The following is a 17,380-nucleotide window of genomic DNA, read 5'->3' on the forward strand; positions in this document are numbered from 1 at the left end:
GATAAAGCAGCGGCGGCGCTTGATCCCGCGCTCAATGTTCCAACTTTAGCGTTTGAGTTTAGGAGTTTAGCCTTGAGTTTAGGCTTCGTTTTCCGGCTCAGACTGACCCGATGCAGCCGTGCGAAATACCCGCAGTCAGCCCCGGCGAGGAAGGACCCGAAACATTTTGAGGGGCAAACCGAAATCCGATCAATCAGCGCTTCATCCGCTTGCCGATCTCTTCCGCCATGAACTGGCCGAATTTCTTCTCGGCAACTTCCTTCACGACCCCGAAGAAGTCGATACGTTTTGCATAAGGACGCATGCGAACAAACAAAAACACCGCCTTGATGCTGTTATCACGAGGGTCACGCTGCCAAATTCCAGGGTGGAGGTGTGAATTGCGATCCGCAACAAAGAAACGAGCGAAGCGATAGTTCCGGTTGCGTTTTGTCGAAGCCTCACTGCGCTTGCGGTTATACCCCTCGGTTCTTGGTGTAACTCTCAGATCAGCAAGGATGCGGACGATCAGGGCCACCTTAACGTTGCCGTATTGATCGAGCGGCGTTTCCCTTGCAGGAACAGCATATTCGCCAGCCTTGAGATAACCAGCCGATTGCAATTGGCGTTCAAAAGACTTCAGATTGCGCTGCCCTCCAAAGAATTGCGGTGTCAGAAAATTTGCAGGCGGCGTAGCGTTTTTTGCCGCCCATGATCGCCCAGAAATCATCACCATGGCGGACAGGCGATCTTTGTTTGCCTTTTCGTAGATAATACCCTTTTTCGCAAAAGGTGTTACCCGATCAAGCTTAAGCTCCATTTCTTCCTGCACCTGAAGTCGTCCAACGGCTGCAACGTGATTAAGTGCCGCGACAGCAGCTTTTGGCATGACGTCGCGCTCAAGCGAAGTCAGCAGCGCATCAAAGCCTTTCGTATCAAAGTTCAGATATGCAGCCGATGATCCATCAAGACCGGTTGAGACATCCAGTTTCATAGCATTTTCAACCGCCCCCTTGATTAACCAAACTTTGCTGAGAAAATTGCCAACTACATTTGATCAAGGCTCAATGCGATAAAACGCACGGGATCGCGAACAAATCCGCCATTCTTCTGCCATACAGCGGGAGCATTTCGTACCGATACAGCTCATAATTAGCGTGTTTGAGAAAGATGCGCGAAATCCATATCCACTCGCACAACCCTGAATTATAATCAGTGAGCCGGTGCCACTAAAACGAAAGATAAGTATGCCGTTTCGTTCCGACCAATTTATTGGAACCTATAACCCCGACCAGCTTAAAGCCTTGCAAACAGCATATCACGAAACTTGCGCGCTACTGGGACGAACCACACAAACAGAAGCCGAAGTGCAAGAACTCGCAAAGCGCATATACCACATCTATGACAGCGGCATTGAAGATCCGACACAGATTGCTCGCATCATCAAGCATGCAGAAAGCATCTAAAGAAAGAGCGCCTCAAAGGCGCTCAACTTCGTTGATGAATTTAAGACATAGCTCACGCTCTGGCCCTGAATCGGTGTCTCACAATTGAGACTGTCAGGGCGGGGTCCGAGCGTGGCCACCTCAGGAACTTGTCCCCACGTTTTACCGTGTATCGAGGATCACTATCTAAACCGGATCATCCAGTAACCGGATTTAACTCACAACGGTTCGAGGATTGCAATAGGCAAAATCATAGCCACTGGCCTGCCCATAACAACAAGTTCGACAACTACAAGACCATTGCCCTTCGCGCCCCCAGAGATCAATTCAGCACGGCTTCCAGCGAATGGCCCGTCAGCAATCAGCACCCATTTCACGCCCACAAACTTACGGTGAAAATGTTCATAATCATATTTACCACCTTCGGCTTTCACCTTGAAAAGAATGATTTTTTCCGCATTCACAAGAAACGGCGCTTCGTAACCACCCAGTACAGAAATCACACCATCAAAGCTCAATAAGCCAGCAATACATTCATTCGCTATGGCGCAACGAACAAGCACATAGCCATCCATCACGGGCTGCTGTTTTGCCGGTATTTCACGCCCTTGCCTGCGAATTTTTGGCCCCATTTTCATGGGGACAATCACTTCAATATTTGACGCGATTAGTTCATCACGAACGGAAAGTTCACGCCCAGTCATCACATTGAGCACCAACCAAGGAGAATCATCGCTCACACGATTCGCGGCTGACGCCCTCAACCGCTCAATGCGACGGCGCTCTGCAATCACCTTATCAATGGCTCTGCACTGTTCAGCTGTAGGTGAAGATGCTATTGCGGTATCGATCTGACATGGATCAATTGCCATCATTTTCACCCAATCCCCTCAAAGCTGTTTCGAATTCTTTCAGACCATCTGGGCCACCGACCGGAAAATAGACCCATTTGAGCCAGTCAGGTGAAGGGTACCAACGCCATCCGCGCTCAGCGTGGTATGCCTGCCACTCAAGCCAACGATCACTACCGACACCAACGGATTCCATTTGGTCGCTAAGCGCTTGCAGCCGTCCTGACACAGCGATAGAGCGACCAGTAGCTGCACGCTCGAACATAGCCTCAACCGAGGCCCAACCCTGTTTCACCAATTTTTCTCGAAATATTTCATTCTCGGTCCGCTCTCCGTGCTGGATTTGAGCACGCTCGAAAGCTGTCGGTCCTGAGATTGGACCCGGAGAAACTGTCAGGAAATTACGATAGACGTCGATACCAAACAGTTTCCCGAAGGGTTTAGCTTCAAGGCGCGCGGGTTGATCAGCGGACTCTGCCGGTGCATCTGGAACCTGTTCCCAAAGCTTGTTTTCGAAGTATGTCCCCGGCACATGGATGTGATCACGACCGTTCGCACGCAGCAGTTCAACCCAAGCATCGCGTTTTTCCACTGCCTGGATTCGCTCTTCGGGGGTCAGAGCCAGCCAAGAATCGAACCACTTTGCCTGCGGCGTTCCATCAAGCTTTGGCCAAGACCGAACCAACCTCCAATAAGCCTTCTCTATTTTCTTTCGATCTTCCCGATCATTTGCGCTCGCGCCTCTCTCAGATCTATGATCAGTTTTTTCTAGATTATCAGTTATTACTAGGGGGTGATTTACCGGCGCCGGTTTATCCGTTGACGGATTTTCAGTCTGCGGTAAAGATGCAACACTTTCAGCAACTTGGTTTGCAAACGGCTCATCATAGATAACCAGTGACAGGACACTAAAGCGTCCACCGTCACGCGCCTGTTCTTTCTGTGCGTAGCCAAGCTCGACTAACTCAGCGATCATGCGGCGCGCCTTGTCGCGACCGCAATTGCCTTTGTTAATGATGTCGCGCAGCACCACCGTCCAGTTATCAGGCTTTGACAAAAGATAACCAAGAAGCCAACGCGCCTCCATAGAAAGACGCGTTTCTTCAAATACGTGATTAGGTATCGCCGCATATCGCGCATTTCGCGCACCACGGCGAATGGTAGCCTCTTCCTTCATCACCCCACCCTCTTCCATACTTCAAAAGCAGCGCGGAAATCCTGCCAGCGTTCAGCTGCAGCGCTGCTTTCATTCAATTCTTTTCTGGTTTTGATATTGAGGATCGAGCGCAGCCGTTGCGCCGCGCGATCCGGTGTCAAAGGCCGCTCAAGACCGTGCCGCTCTTCGAGAAACGCCCTAAAAACAGCGTCATCGCACTTCATGGCTGCTTCCGCCGCGAAGTCTTTTTCGCGCTTGTGTTGTCGCCGCGTCTGTTGCTGTTGCGGCTCCTGATTGTTGCGCGCAGACTTGATAGCGCGATCAACAAGACGAAGCAGAAACGAAACCATTTCGGGTGCGCTGACAACGAAGTCGATTTCTTCTTGCAATGTGCCGGGATGAAACCGCGCAATCTCATTAAGCTCGCCGTTGCGGGTTTTCGCTTCGACAAACTCGCCGCGCTCATCGGCTGAGCGAAACCATTGCGCGCCCTCGAGCGATGCGATCTTTGATCTTATGCGGCGCAGTTTGATTGCATCAGCGCTCATGACAACACCGCATCACAAAGCAGCAATAAGTGGCCTTGCGCATGTTTCAGCGCAGCACCTTTGATCAAACCGCGATAGCGTGTTTCATGCATAGCTGCGTAAAAGCAGGTGAGATATTCACTGCCAGCGTCGAAACCGTGTTGCGCGCATGACGCTTCCAGCACCTGCCGATACTTCAACATGATTGAAATCGGGCACGTCAAAAGGATTGCAGCCCGTTCAGCGTCGGTCCCGGCGTCATGCATTGCCCGAAGAATAGGCAGCATAGTGTCGGTCATCCCTCAGCCCTCCCCGCAGCTTCAAATCCCCAGGCATCCCAGCCGGGGCGCGGATTGCGGCAAAACAATTCAAGTTTCGGCAGACCGGGATAAAGCCGCTCGATTTGTTCCGCGAAAAATGCAGGCTTGACCGAGTGTTTGCCCTTGCGCTCGCGATGGACTGTTTCCGGCTGTGTGCCGCGCAAAGGTGCCGCAACATTGCCGCGCCGACCGATCAGCAACAGCTCATGCCGGTCACGCCCCCAATATCCGGTTCCGGCGACTTCCTTGTCCCAGATCCAATGATGAACATAAGTGAAGCCGCAGGCATCCAGCACCCGCAGCGCATCCGGCAGCATCGGATTGGTCGCCCACGCAAAACACACCGCTGGATTGGCGCCACCAATCAGCCGCGACATAAGAGCAACAATGTCATCTGTGGGCATCGTCGGATAATGATTTTCCGCGCTCTTTTCGCGGCCTGTCATTTCCGAATGAACGCCGAACTGCCACGGCGCGTCAAAATAGTAGACCGGATAGACACGCCCCAGCTCTGCCGGTGCCGTGGCCGTTCCCCGGTCTGCAATCATGCCCATGGTTGTCATGCGAACCGCATGCTTTACCTTTTGCTGGTCGGCGCGGATTTCCTTGGCCTTGGCGACAATCGCTTTCTTCTCTTCACGAACAACTTTGGCCTGTTCCGAATGTTGCAATTCAGAAATCGCCTCACCGGTGTGAATCGTCACCTTGCCTGCGCGGATGGCATCAAGTAGCTCCGGCGCGCCCTTTTCATAGATACGCTTGGCCGAATAAACGGCACGTTCCGAAATGGACAGCTTTTCAGCGGCACGGCGGGTCTGTAAATTTGCAGGCCCGGCAGTCGTCTGATTGATACCCCGTTCCCAATCGACAATTTTCGCCGCGATCAACGCGCGCTGACTTTCCGTCAAGTGGCGACGATGCAGATTTTTCGACAAAACAAAATTGAGCGGATCATCGCCGGAATAATATTCATAAATCGGCTCAACCTCTGCGAAGCCGCAGGCCCACTGACGGTTGCGGCCATCCAGCACCATGCCCTCAAGAAGAATAATCGGCTCACGCTGCCCGAACGTGGCAATGTCATCAGCGAGCAACTTCCGATCCGCTTCCGGGATCATGGGGAACATATCGGCAAGCGGGTGCGCAGGGTAACTCATGCCTGCCCCTCTCTTTTCCTGGCCTTTCGCGCAGGCGCAGCTGCTTTGGCCCGATGTCCTTCCAGCAGAAGAATGGCTCTTTCCAAGGTCGCGGCCCCAACGCCATCAGCAAGAGCGGTCGCAACGCGAACATGTAAATCCAATTCGCGATCCGGTGCCGGAGCGCCGCGTTCCTGACCGACACGCGCGGCAAATGCTGCATCAAAAAGCATCTGCGCAAATGCACTTGGCTTGTAACCCTTGCGCTCAGCCATAGCCGAAAGACTGGCATAGGCTTTGGCATTCAAACGAACAGGAACTTTAAAGGTTGACGTGTCCATATCAGCGAACCTCCGCGAGCCAGACGACAATGAAAAAGGGGGAAGCCGCTGCCAGAAGACTGACCACAGCGAGAAGAACTGCGAAAAAGAAGTCGTGTTTCAGGATGAAATTTTTCATCGGAAAGCCTCACGACATGCCAAGAGCATCCATGTAGAGTTGAAGCATTGCTTCCTCTTCATGGCGCTCATGGTCTTCTTTTTTGCGCAGGCGAATGATTGTTCGGACGGTCTTGCTGTCGAAGCCGGAACCTTTCAGTTCGCCGTAAACTTCCTTAATGTCGTCAGCGACCGTCTTCTTTTCGTCCTCAAGGCGCTCAATGCGCTCGATAAACGCGCGCAGCTGTCCGACAGCAATCACATTGGAAGAAACTTCTTCGGCTTTACCGACCTTCGATTTCTTCGGACCACGTATGTGACCGGCGATGTCTTCCGCTGCAGTTGTAAAATCACTCAAAGGAATTTCGGGCGTACTCGGCCCACCCGGAATGCTGATGCTAACGGTCGGCTCATCAGCTTTTGCTTTCGCCTTTGCTTTTGCCTTTGGCTTCTCGACAGGCTTTGCGCTCCATGGATCATAATCAGACATGCTCAACTGCCTTTCCTGAGCGCAAAGTCGAACCCGCCTCGATGACGAGCCGGGCGATACGATCAACTTTTTCGGGTTTGTGAGAGAAGTGCTCGACGATACGGCGTGACCGATCATTGCCAAATCGGCTGATAGGGTGACGCCAGCGCATCACCCACCGGCCATTTGACCACGTGATGTACTTTAGAACCTGCGAAGTATTCATTCCGACACCATGCGCAGGCCTGAAAACTCGCGCGCCTCCACCCCGGCAAGCCGCCCATCAATATCAGCGTGAATTTTTGCAATCTGCCGGGAGAGTTTGCGTAGCTGCTGCGCTTCCGATGGCGTTATCACCCCATCAGCCTTGGCCCGGACGGTTTCAACCATCATGTTTCCGGCCAGTTCGACAAGATCGGCATTGAGTGCAGACAGGCAAGCCTCAACAGAGTTACCCGCAGCCGTACCGCCGATTTCCAATCCCAGAAACTCAACCATAATGCCGGTTACGATCGGGCGACCAACATAACCTTCAAGTGCCATGACAACCGGCATCGGCATAGTGTCACGATCGACACCGCCATACCAACGCCCGACCTGGCTCTTTGATATAGCGAACTTTTCAACCACGCGGCGGCTACCACCATAAGCGTCGATAAGATCAGTCTGGGCAGCTAAAACGCGCATACGCCAGCGTTCGGTAAATTCGCGAGGTTCGTTGTCAGCCATATCGTGCAGTCCTCAAGACAAAAGCTTTCCCGCGCCGGGAAAACCCGGCGTCGTTTCCCGTGGCGGGAAGGTCAAAAATTTGAGAGTTTCAAACCGTTCTGATTATGGAGGCATCAATGCAGAAGAAGGTGACACAAAGCGACAAGCACGCCGCAGCCGGAAGGAGCGACGCGCTTGCCATCCACCATGGTGCATGACCTCATGTAACTGTGAAAAAACTGGAGAATAAGCACCATGGTAGAAGAGCTTGTTTCGTGGACTCAGGCCGGGTGGGCTTCGTTTGTGGTCGCAACGCAAACAGCAGCCGCTTGGCTGAAATCCCCAGTTACCTTCCTGCTTCCCATACCTGGCCTCATCGCGTTTGCGTGGGCATGGAAGGACCGGAAAAACCGTGCGCGCGCTGAATCGCCTTATGCGGAATGGAAAATATGCGAGAAACCAGATGATAACGGCTGGCTTGCCACGCAAATCAGCATAACAAACCGTTGGGACGAGCGCCTTTATGCGCATAATATCCGAATATCTGGCGTTAAAGGAGCAAGATTGTCTCATATTGCTCCCTCTTCGGTTACTGAAGGGGATGAAACCTTAACGGTTAAATGGATTTTTCTTGCAGCACAGCAAACACCGCCAAGCGGCTGCTCAGGCGAGACATTACTGTATATAAAATGGCCCGGCCTCGCACAATCGGGCCGCGCTCCATCCGGCACCGGGCCCGATAATCTGGAATCAATAAGCTCCACAATCGCCAAATTGTGGCTGACCATAGACCTGACAACATCCAGCAACCGAAGCATACGATGCATCGCCAAACACAAAATAACCAGCATTATAGAACAGGCGACAATTGCCAGAGATGCAAAGACAAAGAGGTAAGATAATGCGCCTCCACTCATCACGCGCCCTCCCCGGAAACGGATTCAGGGGCGCAGCCAATGCCCATAGACTGCGCCCCCGCCTCACCCGATGGGGGATAATCGGGCGAAGTGGGTTTGATTGCCGGAGCGCCTTTTGAAGCGGGGGGCGTAACAGACGCTCCGGCATCATCACTCGCCAAGGGGGTGGCGGGAAACTTGGTTAAACTGAAAGCTTCTTCGTTAAGACGATCCAGCAATGCCCGAGCAGGTCCGCGCTTAGGAATACCATCGTTTTCCCACCGCCAAACGGTTGAAAGATTAACACCTGCCATACCTGCCAACTCAGACTGAGTTAGGTTAAGTGCTTTTCTTATAGCCGGAATATTTAATGGTGCTTCGTTCATAAAGGGAAATGTGCGTTAAGCACAATTCTTTGTCAAGGCGAAACGCACATCGAAAGTGTGCAATATGCAAACCATGATTGACACCCGCCCAGATTTTGCAAAGCGCTTAGAGAGCGCACGTATAGCTCGCGGATTTAAGACCGCTAAAAGCGCATGCGAATATTTCGGATGGAATTACAACTCCTATGCTCAACACGAGCAGGGAAATCGTGGCATTAGCCGCATTTCGAGCAAATATGCACGAGCCTATCGCGTTAGTGAGGCTTGGCTCCTCACAGGCGAAGGCAAAGGACCGTCAGGGTTAGAAGGCAATCATGCTACTGACATTGATGATGAATTTACCCAGCTAATTGCTGAAGCCACCGAACAAGAGAAGCAGGCGATGCTGCCTCTTTTAAGAACATTGATTGCCGCCAGAAAGCAATAAAGCTTCGTTTTTCTTCATGCGATAGCTTTTCCCAATCATTCAGCAGCTCATCCTCGATACTCACCACTGCCCCCTTTACGTGATGGAATGATGACTCACGAATTAGAACACATCAAGAACATATTTTAAATAATGTTAAAAGAATTAATGGGGACGGCACCTTTTCCACAGGCGTAGATTCGCTTTGAGCGCTTTCGGATGCCTCAGTAGGCACATTAATATTGCTCGTAATGCACATTTATCATTGACACAATTGTGCATTATGCGCATTTTAACACTCACCCCGCCCAAAACCGGCTGCGCTGGATCGGGTACGAGTAGAAAGCGCAGTCGGTTCTCCGGGGTGAAGCGGAGAGACCAATGTCAAACATTATTTTCATGGCCAGACTGACGGATCAGGGCGATTTTGCTGCCGTCCGCCGCGCAGAACAACTGCTTAAACAGCACGGCTTTTCAGTTGGAACAACCCAACGCGGTTCACCACGCGGAATCATGTTCGGCGCTTACGATATCCAGAAATGGCGAAACCTGAATGAAGCGGATCGTGCAGCTTTGCTATGCTGGAGGTGCGCCGCTATGCATAATCGCCCCGGCACCACAGGTTTCAACCTGCCATCTGCCTTCAAATCGCACAGTCGCAAACATGATCACCTGATCGCAATTGCCTCGCTCATAGCCAGCGTGTGCGTAGCAGCCATCTTGGGTGCACAGATCTTGGGGTTGATATGAGTAATCTTCGCAAAGTCGTTTTTACCAAAGCAGAAATCCCACCTGCAGAAGCCGGACCTGCGCCGATGCTTCAATGGGTGAAAATTGAACAGCTTGTCATTGATGATGGTTATCAGCGCCCTCTTTCGCCTCATAATTGGAAAAATATTCGTCAGATCGCAGATGGTTTCAGGTGGTCACGTTTCTCGCCTGTTCTTTGCGCACCGGTAGAAGGTGGCTTGTTTGCTATTATTGACGGTCAGCACAGAGCGCTTGCTGCAGCAATGTGGGGCTATAAATCAGTGCCATGCCAGATCGTGCAGATGCCGTCAGTGGAACAAGCTGCATGGGAGACTAACCCATGGGTTGTTGCTTACACTTTCAACGTCATCAACCGAAATATCGATCAGCTTGAGGTAGCGCCATGAGCTTAGAATATATTCAGAGCCACTATCGAGTGCCGGCGATCGAAGGCGCGCGCGTAAAATACACAGGCGGACGCAAGCCGAGGCTTGGAACAATCATTGGTGCGGACGGCGCATATTTGTTGATTAAATTAGACGGCCTGAAAACTGGACAACGATATCACCCGACATGGGAGATCACCTATCTGAATTCAGTCGCTCCAACAAGCGAGCCCACAGGAGGGAAACGTGGCTAGGCGTCCTCCTGTCACAATTGAACGGCTTGAGGTCTACCTGAATTTCCTTGGTGGCCTAATGGTCGATCACAGCCCCGAATTTGATAACCTGCTTCCAATCTACGAAAGACTGGAACAGGAGATCGAAGATCGGCGAAAATCAGTAGATAAAATGTCGCTGATCCGGGAACGCGTCAGACAATCGCGGGATCAAACGGGAGCTGCAGTTTCTGCATCTCCGTCAAACGCCACTCCATAGAGCCGCCCTCCCCATAATCAGGGCGGTCTATCGTATGCCCCATTAATATCCGGCGCAGCTCGTGATCCAGTCCGGCATTTTTCATCCGATCCTCAAAAGCATGGCGTAGCGAATAGATTGTGTGATTCTCAGTCGGGAACAGCTCATTGTCCCGAAAATACTTGTTTAGCGTATTTGATAGAACGGTTTCTTTGTCCTTGTAGCGCGGAAACCCATTCGGGTGTTTCTGCAAAGCTTCCAGCGCCACGCCGATCAACGGCACAGACCTGATTGACGAAGTCGTTTTGATCTCACGCGGATCGTCCGGATCTTCACGCGGCTCGATGTTGATGTGCGGGATATTGCTCTTGAGGCATATCGTACTTGCTGACAAATTCGCGATCTCACCCATACGTGCCCCGGTTTCGATCAGAACCAAAAGAATGCCACGAGCCTCATCGTTCAAACCGGCCAGCGATCCGGGCTTGAGGATCTTATCGGTGATCCAGGAGACGGGAAACGGTGGGCGCTTGCGCTTTTTGCGCTCGCTGAAACTCAGCCCCTCAAACGGGTTCTTCCTCTCTTTGTCGCCCATATAGGCAAAATAAGACGAATAGAGCGTGCGCAGATTTCCCATGTCTCGATTGCCGCTGGAGGCTGAATGCGTTCCACGGCCTTCTTTTGGAGCGATACGCACCATCCACGTGCCATAGAATTTGTTCGCATCGTCCTTAGTGATATCAACGAGCGCCTTGTCCCCGATTGCCTCAATGAAATTTTTGAAGGATCGCTTTTTCTTGTCGATCCATCGCTTGCGCTGATCGGCACTTTTGCCGGTCAACTCGTGGGGTACGATCTCATCCAGATAGATTTTCTCAGCTTGCGAGACCGTAGCCGTTGGCTGATCGACACTTCCAAGAACAGCTGTGACTGAATTTTTATCGGTCCGCGATGACAGGATCGCCTCAAAACGATCCGCCAGCGCGTGGATAGACTCACGCGCAAGCAAGGAGGCTGGCTTATACGTGAACCCAAATGCCTCAGCACGCTTTACGGCTGCGCTATACTGCAGCTTTGCCTTATCGCCGTCGAATCCGAGAATAAGCGACGCCCAGTAATCGTTGTCGGCAGCTTCATAGATGTCGCGCTTGGCGCGAGCTGTGGCGAGGTCATCCGTTTTAAGGGATATCCGAATATGTTCACCTCGCGTATCGAATGCAGCAACTTCGCGCGGGACACGACGCTTATAAAAATAATTTCCGTTGCGCTGCTGCAGGTGCCTGTCAGGCCGTTTATCTTCGCGTTTGCGTGACATTTAAGACGTTCCCTAAGGGTGCGCGTGGCGCAAAATGTGGAGCGAAATGTGGCACAAATACCGAGCAAAGCACAATAGCCAATTTTTGCGTTGGCATTTTATGCAGCAATATCAGTCACTTAGGGAAAATTAGATGGTACGGACGGGTGGATTCGAACCACCGACCTCAGGAGCCACAATCCTGCGCTCTAACCAACTGAGCTACGACCGCGTACCTAAATCTCAACGAACTCACTTACGGCGTCCGCTGACAGGGGGTCACATACGGAGAATCGATCCATATTGCAAGTCATTAAAATGATCTTTGTTGAAGAAATCCCCGTTTGTTAACGCAAACGCCCCAATCGTTAAAATTGGATGCATTCTGGTTACCATGTTTTATGCATGCTTGTGCACAAAGCTCGTAAATGAGCTGACACTTAAAATTACCACGCCTCTATTAACTAATGGAACAGAAAGTCAGGTCCATATCGAACGGGAATGTAGACCCGAACCCGCAAGCAGCTTATTAACATATAATTAAAGAGCACTTTGGGTGGTCGGAAGAACAGGTAAAGGACCGGTATGTCAGGATCATACCCCTTCATCAATATTGCTGCGCTGGATCAAATCCGCGAAGGCTTTATAAAAGGCGATGCGCAGCTCGTGCTGACGCACGACCTGTCGACTGTTCTGTGGATCAATGGCCCCGGCGCCAAGCTATTCGGTTTTGAACATATCGAAGACATTATAGGCGGCAAGCTCGAACTACCCGTCGCAACCCGTCGCCAGATCTCAGGCTCCAGCAGCCCTAAAGACGGCGAACCGCATATTGTTGCAGTACGCCTTCGCTCAGGCATGCGCTCCGAACTCACCCGTCTTCAGGTTTCACAACTGACAATGCCAGATGGTGTAAAAGCCACGCTGCTCACAGTCGAAAACCACAATGCTTCGCCCGAAACGATTATTTCTGGCATCAGTGATGAAGAAACCCATGTCGCCCTCATTGAGGGAGACGCAAAAATCATCGCCGCAAGCCCAGGTTTTTCTACGCTGGATATTTCTGTCTCAACCCTTGAAGACCTTATCATTGAAGCAGGCGACGCCAGCGACCGTGTCGTGAAACGCCGCATTCGTGCGGGCAAACACTCGGTACCCGGTGCGATTGCCCGGCTTTCCGATCATCCTGCCCTGCATCTGGTATGCATCGTCGGGGAAGCGGTTGCCAAAACAAGCGATAAACAGAGAGCTCCAACAGCCGATGCCGCTGTGGAAAAGAAAGTAGAGCCCAAAAGCTTTGCATTCGATGAAAAAGGCGCGCCTGCCCGGTTCATCTGGAAAACAGATGCAGCAGGTTCATTTACCGAGGTTTCGCCGGAGCTTGGCGTCATCATTGGGCCGAATGCGGCAGACGTCATTGGCAGACGCTTTTCGGAGGTAGCAAAGGTTTTCGGCTTTGATACGGATGGCAGCATCGCGTCACTGCTGCAAAAGCGAGACACGTGGTCTGGCAAGAAACTGCTCTGGCCTGTTGAAGGAACGCAGCTGCGTGTACCGGTAGAGCTTGCAGCCCTGCCCGTATATTCGCGCGACCGCGAATTCATTGGCTTCCGTGGGTTTGGCCTTGTGCGCCCGGAAGATGCGGAAGAGGATCCAGAGGCAATCGGTCTGGTGCTTGCTGGTGGCGTTCCGCAGAAACGGGACGCCGCGCCGACGATACAGGATATGCTGAACGCGGATGATGAAGACGATATATTGGCGCTTTCAGAGGAAGTTGCCAATGATGATCGAATCGGAGCCGTGCATCCGACCCCTGCCTCGCCAACGTTGCCATTTGAGCTGACACCGAACGCGGGGCGCCGCGAGTCAGATAAGATCATTGAGCTGCTCAATGCTGCCGCACGCGGAAAAGTAGAAGCGGATCAGGCAAAGCACAGCAAAAACAAGGAACAGCGCCCAGAGGGCGGGCTGACTGCTACGGAACGCAGCGCATTTCGCGAGATTGCAGATCGTTTGCGCAAGCAGGGACTGGCCAATTCCAGGCAAGACGGCGAGCAGCCTGCGGCGGAGCATTCAGCGGTTGTAGCGCTTGTGTCTGAAAATCCCAAACCAGCGGACGAGACGCAGCATGCCGCCAAGACCGAACAGAAGCATGCTTCCGACGAAACAACGCTTCTCGCCAATCTGCCTATCCCGGTCATCATTCATTCCGGCGACGGAATTCATTATGTTAATCAGGCACTTCTTGACCTGACAGGCTATGCAACGCTGCAAGACATTCATCATGCCGGTGGTGTGGAAGCTTTGTTCAACAGCGACAACGAAGATGGCGGAAATTCCCAGGGCATGGTTCTGCGACGTGCGGATGGCAGCGAACAGCCCGTAGAGGCTCATCTCAACGCCATTGGCTGGCGTGATGGTCGTGCGCTCATGCTGAGCCTGATGCCTGTAGCTCCAACTCTTGCAGAGGTGACCGGGCCAGCAGAAACGTCAAGCGCCGATCTCGCTGAGAAGCAAGCGCTTCAAGCCAATGTGGAAGAACTCAAGATCATCCTCGACACAGCCACTGACGGCGTTGTGCTCATTGAGCCGGAAGGCCGCATTCGTTCGATGAACCATTCAGCAGCTGCGCTTTTTGGTTATGATCATAAAGATACAGAAGGCAAATTCTTCTCAATGCTTTTTGCCATTGAAAGCCAGCGTGCTGCGATGGATTATCTGCACGGGCTTTCTGACAACGGTGTTCTCAGTGTGCTCAATGACGGCCGCGAAGTGATCGGCAGGGAAGCGCAAGGCGGCTTTATTCCGCTGTATATGACCATCGGCAAACTACCGCACACAAGCGGTTACTGCGCCGTTCTTCGTGACATCACACAATGGAAGCGCACTGAAGAAGAACTGACCAAAGCACGCAAGGAAGCCGAGCGTGCATCCAGCCAGAAGACCGAGTTTCTGGCCCGTATCAGCCACGAAATCCGCACGCCGCTCAATGCGATCATCGGTTTTTCGGAGCTGATGGCGGATGAGAAATTCGGACCTGTCGGCAATGACCGCTATCGCGATTATCTGCGGGATATCAATCGTTCCGGCAACCATGTGCTGGCGCTGGTCAATGATCTGCTCGATATATCCAAGATCGAAGCGGGTGGTCTGGATATGCAGTTTGAAGCGGTTTCGCTCAATGACGCGATTGGCGAGGCCATCGCGTTGATGCAGCCGCAGGCCAATCGTGAGCGCGTGATTATCCGCTCGAGCTTCCAGTCGAACCTGCCGGATATTGTCGCAGACGCACGCTCGATCAAACAGGTCGCGCTCAACCTGCTTTCCAACGCAGTTCGCTTCACATCAACCGGCGGACAGGTCATCGTCTCAACAAATTACGAATTGAACGGCGATGTCGTTATGCGCGTGCGCGATACAGGCGTTGGCATGACAAAAGCGGAAGTTCAGCAGGCACTCAAACCTTTCCGTCAGGTCAATGCCATGCAACGTAGGCAGGCAGAAAATGCGAAGGACTGGCGCAACGAAGGCACAGGCCTCGGACTGCCGCTGACAAAGGCGATGGTTGAGGCCAATCGCGCACAATTTGCAATCGATTCGACACCGGGTCAGGGCACAGTTGTCGAAATCATCTTTCCGCCAACACGCGTTCTGGCAGATTAAATCCCTAAATCTATGATTCCAGCTGTCAAAAATCATTACCGGTTTTTGCATTGATGAACTAACCATATGTTGGAATCAGCATAGGTGGCTATGCTTTGCTATAATGCTGAGATAGATTACGGATTATATGTCACTGATAGGATGGTTGATGCGCTGGCCCAGATTTACGCGCCTTATTATTGCGCTCATCATTCTTGGTGCGGCAGCAGCAGCAACGTTGCTCGCAATCGTTCCTTTTATCGTTTCCACAGATGCAATCCGTATTCGCGTTGCCCAGGAAATCAGTGCCTGGACCGGCTATAGCGTCGAGCTGCGTGAAGCACCGCGTTTGCGGGTATTTCCGGTGTTACGCGCTTCACTTGATGGTGTCACACTGAGTAAGGTTTCAGATCAGGGTTCCAAGCCCTTCATGAGTGCCAACCGGATTGAAGTTGAACTTTCCCCACTCGATGCACTTATGGGGCGTTTGTCTTTCTCTGAAACGCAGATTGTAAGGCCGCATTTCAATATTGGCGGACCGGTCGATAATTTTTCCGGTCTGCTTGATGCGATTGCTAATTCCAGCGGGCGCCTCGGCACGGCCATCCGCGCGCAACGCGCTTTGCAGCAAAACGGCGCCAATGACAAAGCGCTTGCCGCGCAACAGGCATCGCAACCTTTTGGCCGCGTTGTGATCCGTGATGGTACGGTCTCATTTAATCATCCCGACGAGCAGGAGGCTTCGAAGGAAGAGCAGCAGATTACAAAGTTGAACGCCACGCTTGAATGGCCGCGAACATCAAGTGCGGCAACCTTGCGCGGCAGTGCGCAATGGCGGGGCGAGGCCACCCAATTCAATGTCACCGCCGGTCAAGCATTGTCGCTTCTTGCCGGTGGCACCTCTGACGTGAACGCAAGCTTCACATCCACACCCCTCAATATTACCTTTGAGGGTAAGGCCAATATTTCCAATGATCGCTTCTTTGAGGGCGCGTTGAGTGCAAAAACGCCCTCGCTCAGCAACAGTGTTCGCTGGCTCGGCCTGCCACCCGTCGCCGGCAGCACCGAAATCGGGGCTTTTTCCCTTGATTCAACCATTACATCAACGCCGAAGCGGCTGAAATTCGATAATGTCGAAATGACAACGGATGAAAGCCCGGCCAAGGGTGTGATTGAAATTGGCTTTGAGCAGGACACGCCTGCGGTTACCGGCACCCTCGCCTTCGATAAGCTTGATCTGCGACGGTTATTCTCCATCTTCGTGCCGCTGCCCGTCAATCAGCCTCGCTCTCCGAGCGAACGGAATCAAAGCGAGCAGGACAATATCAATACGAGCTTCATCGACCGGGCTGAGCTTGACCTGCGTCTTTCGGCGCAAGCCGCCACCGCAGGTCCGGTATCATTAACCAGCGTTGCAGCGGCCGTACAGATCAGAGGCGGTCGCGCGATGTTCGATATTGGTGACGCCAAAGCCTTTAACGGCATTATTCAGGCCAATCTGCAGATTGTTCGCGACCTGAAGACCGCCAGTGGTGAATTGCGGTTCAACGCATCCGACATTGACAGCTCGCAGCTTTTTGCAGCGCTCGGCTTTGACAAGCCATTCGTCAATGGCAAGGGCAATGTTTCACTGTTTATGAAAGCGCCAGCCAACCGTTGGTCAGCGCTTCTGAACAGCGCGCAGGGCAATGTCTCCGTTCAGCTTAACAACGGGCAAATGCAAGGCTTTTCGGTTCAGGATTTTTTGACAAAAGCGCAGAGCCAAGGTTTCTTTGCGCTTGAACGGCAGGAAAACGTCTCTCTTGCCTTCAATCGCCTCGACCTCAAGGCAAATCTTTCCGATGGCGTGGCAACGCTGGAGAATGCGCGTCTTGCCACGAATGATGGCACGCTCAATCTGGCTGGTATTGTTCCATTTGTTGACCGCAGTCTGGCATTAAGCGGCGAAGTCATCTTCCCCGATAACCAGCCGCAGCCGCAGAATACGGATGGACAACTTGCCGAAACCACGCCCGCCAAGCCACCGCTGCATTTCTTTGTTGGCGGCTCCTGGGATCGGCCCTTTATCTCCCCATCATCGACAGGAAGCGGAACGGGGCAGTAAGCCCCTGTCCTTATGAT

The 17,380-nt window shown here is 52.5% G+C and carries 19 protein-coding genes and 1 tRNA gene; 7 read left to right on the top strand and 13 right to left on the bottom strand.

Annotation, left to right across the window (positions count from 1 at the left end):
- Positions 1-193: 193 nt before the first annotated feature.
- Positions 194-973, bottom strand: a complete 780-nt coding sequence (locus tag ABE527_RS10280; RefSeq protein WP_499696866.1) for a hypothetical protein — start codon at positions 971-973, stop codon at positions 194-196.
- 253 nt (positions 974-1,226) lie between these two features.
- Here ABE527_RS10280 and ABE527_RS10285 point away from each other — a divergent pair, with 253 nt between their 5' ends.
- The gene (locus ABE527_RS10285) at positions 1,227-1,445 is read left to right on the top strand and encodes a hypothetical protein (protein WP_499696867.1); all 219 of its coding nucleotides are present in this window, start codon (positions 1,227-1,229) and stop codon (positions 1,443-1,445) included.
- Positions 1,446-1,642: 197 nt separating this feature from the next.
- Here the strand turns inward: ABE527_RS10285 and ABE527_RS10290 are convergent, their stop codons facing one another.
- From ABE527_RS10290 to ABE527_RS10330, 9 genes are all read right to left on the bottom strand, one after another.
- Complete coding sequence (locus ABE527_RS10290; protein ID WP_499696868.1) at positions 1,643-2,299, bottom strand: transcription termination/antitermination NusG family protein; 657 nt, start codon at positions 2,297-2,299, stop codon at positions 1,643-1,645.
- Positions 2,286-3,452: a helix-turn-helix domain-containing protein gene (locus tag ABE527_RS10295; protein ID WP_499696869.1), complete on the bottom strand. Its 1,167-nt coding sequence runs from the start codon at positions 3,450-3,452 to the stop codon at positions 2,286-2,288. The genes ABE527_RS10290 and ABE527_RS10295 overlap by 14 nt, the downstream gene beginning before the upstream one ends.
- Complete coding sequence (locus ABE527_RS10300) at positions 3,452-3,979, bottom strand: hypothetical protein (protein ID WP_499693815.1); 528 nt, start codon at positions 3,977-3,979, stop codon at positions 3,452-3,454. The genes ABE527_RS10295 and ABE527_RS10300 overlap by 1 nt, the downstream gene beginning before the upstream one ends.
- A complete protein-coding gene (locus ABE527_RS10305) occupies positions 3,976-4,257 on the bottom strand; it encodes a hypothetical protein (RefSeq protein ID WP_499696870.1) in 282 nt (93 codons plus the stop codon). Before ABE527_RS10305 ends, ABE527_RS10300 begins: the two co-directional genes overlap by 4 nt.
- Positions 4,254-5,435 carry an MT-A70 family methyltransferase gene (locus ABE527_RS10310; protein ID WP_499696871.1) on the bottom strand — a complete coding sequence of 394 codons (1,182 nt, stop codon included), beginning with the start codon at positions 5,433-5,435 and terminating at the stop codon, positions 4,254-4,256. Before ABE527_RS10310 ends, ABE527_RS10305 begins: the two co-directional genes overlap by 4 nt.
- Entirely contained in the window at positions 5,432-5,755 is a 324-nt protein-coding gene (locus ABE527_RS10315; RefSeq protein ID WP_499693811.1) for a hypothetical protein, read from the bottom strand. Before ABE527_RS10315 ends, ABE527_RS10310 begins: the two co-directional genes overlap by 4 nt.
- A 127-nt stretch (positions 5,756-5,882) precedes the next feature.
- Entirely contained in the window at positions 5,883-6,113 is a 231-nt protein-coding gene (locus ABE527_RS10320) for a DUF2312 domain-containing protein (protein WP_499693910.1), read from the bottom strand.
- Positions 6,114-6,333: 220 nt separating this feature from the next.
- A complete protein-coding gene (locus ABE527_RS10325; RefSeq protein WP_499696872.1) occupies positions 6,334-6,546 on the bottom strand; it encodes a hypothetical protein in 213 nt (70 codons plus the stop codon).
- A complete protein-coding gene (locus ABE527_RS10330; RefSeq protein ID WP_499696873.1) occupies positions 6,543-7,049 on the bottom strand; it encodes a hypothetical protein in 507 nt (168 codons plus the stop codon). Before ABE527_RS10330 ends, ABE527_RS10325 begins: the two co-directional genes overlap by 4 nt.
- A gap of 234 nt (positions 7,050-7,283) precedes the next feature.
- On the opposite strand from ABE527_RS10330, the gene ABE527_RS10335 reads away from it, so the two are divergent.
- Positions 7,284-7,925 carry a hypothetical protein gene (locus ABE527_RS10335; RefSeq protein ID WP_499696874.1) on the top strand — a complete coding sequence of 214 codons (642 nt, stop codon included), beginning with the start codon at positions 7,284-7,286 and terminating at the stop codon, positions 7,923-7,925.
- A gap of 19 nt (positions 7,926-7,944) precedes the next feature.
- Here ABE527_RS10335 and ABE527_RS10340 read toward each other — a convergent pair whose 3' ends face one another.
- Positions 7,945-8,310 carry a helix-turn-helix domain-containing protein gene (locus tag ABE527_RS10340; RefSeq protein WP_499696875.1) on the bottom strand — a complete coding sequence of 122 codons (366 nt, stop codon included), beginning with the start codon at positions 8,308-8,310 and terminating at the stop codon, positions 7,945-7,947.
- A gap of 64 nt (positions 8,311-8,374) precedes the next feature.
- On the opposite strand from ABE527_RS10340, the gene ABE527_RS10345 reads away from it, so the two are divergent.
- The 3 genes from ABE527_RS10345 (at position 8,375) to ABE527_RS10355 (ending at position 9,873) form a co-directional block, all read left to right on the top strand.
- Positions 8,375-8,737, top strand: a complete 363-nt coding sequence (locus tag ABE527_RS10345; RefSeq protein ID WP_499696876.1) for an XRE family transcriptional regulator — start codon at positions 8,375-8,377, stop codon at positions 8,735-8,737.
- Between the two features lie 360 nt (positions 8,738-9,097).
- Entirely contained in the window at positions 9,098-9,466 is a 369-nt protein-coding gene (locus ABE527_RS10350; protein ID WP_499696877.1) for a hypothetical protein, read from the top strand.
- Entirely contained in the window at positions 9,463-9,873 is a 411-nt protein-coding gene (locus ABE527_RS10355) for a hypothetical protein (RefSeq protein ID WP_499696878.1), read from the top strand. Before ABE527_RS10350 ends, ABE527_RS10355 begins: the two co-directional genes overlap by 4 nt.
- A gap of 406 nt (positions 9,874-10,279) precedes the next feature.
- Here the strand turns inward: ABE527_RS10355 and ABE527_RS10360 are convergent, their stop codons facing one another.
- Both ABE527_RS10360 and ABE527_RS10365 read right to left on the bottom strand, forming a co-directional pair.
- A complete protein-coding gene (locus tag ABE527_RS10360) occupies positions 10,280-11,638 on the bottom strand; it encodes a DUF6538 domain-containing protein (protein WP_499696879.1) in 1,359 nt (452 codons plus the stop codon).
- Between the two features lie 134 nt (positions 11,639-11,772).
- A tRNA-His gene (locus ABE527_RS10365) sits at positions 11,773-11,849 on the bottom strand.
- A 353-nt stretch (positions 11,850-12,202) separates the two neighbouring features.
- On the opposite strand from ABE527_RS10365, the gene ABE527_RS10370 reads away from it, so the two are divergent.
- Positions 12,203-15,280: a PAS domain S-box protein gene (locus tag ABE527_RS10370; RefSeq protein WP_499696880.1), complete on the top strand. Its 3,078-nt coding sequence runs from the start codon at positions 12,203-12,205 to the stop codon at positions 15,278-15,280.
- 148 nt (positions 15,281-15,428) lie between these two features.
- On the top strand, positions 15,429-17,363 hold the full coding sequence (locus ABE527_RS10375) for an AsmA family protein (protein WP_265984393.1): 1,935 nt from the start codon (positions 15,429-15,431) through the stop codon (positions 17,361-17,363).
- Positions 17,364-17,380: the final 17 nt, after the last annotated feature.

Source organism: Brucella sp. TWI432, from assembly GCF_039674445.1.
GTDB classification, from domain to species: domain Bacteria; phylum Pseudomonadota; class Alphaproteobacteria; order Rhizobiales; family Rhizobiaceae; genus Brucella; species Brucella chromiisoli.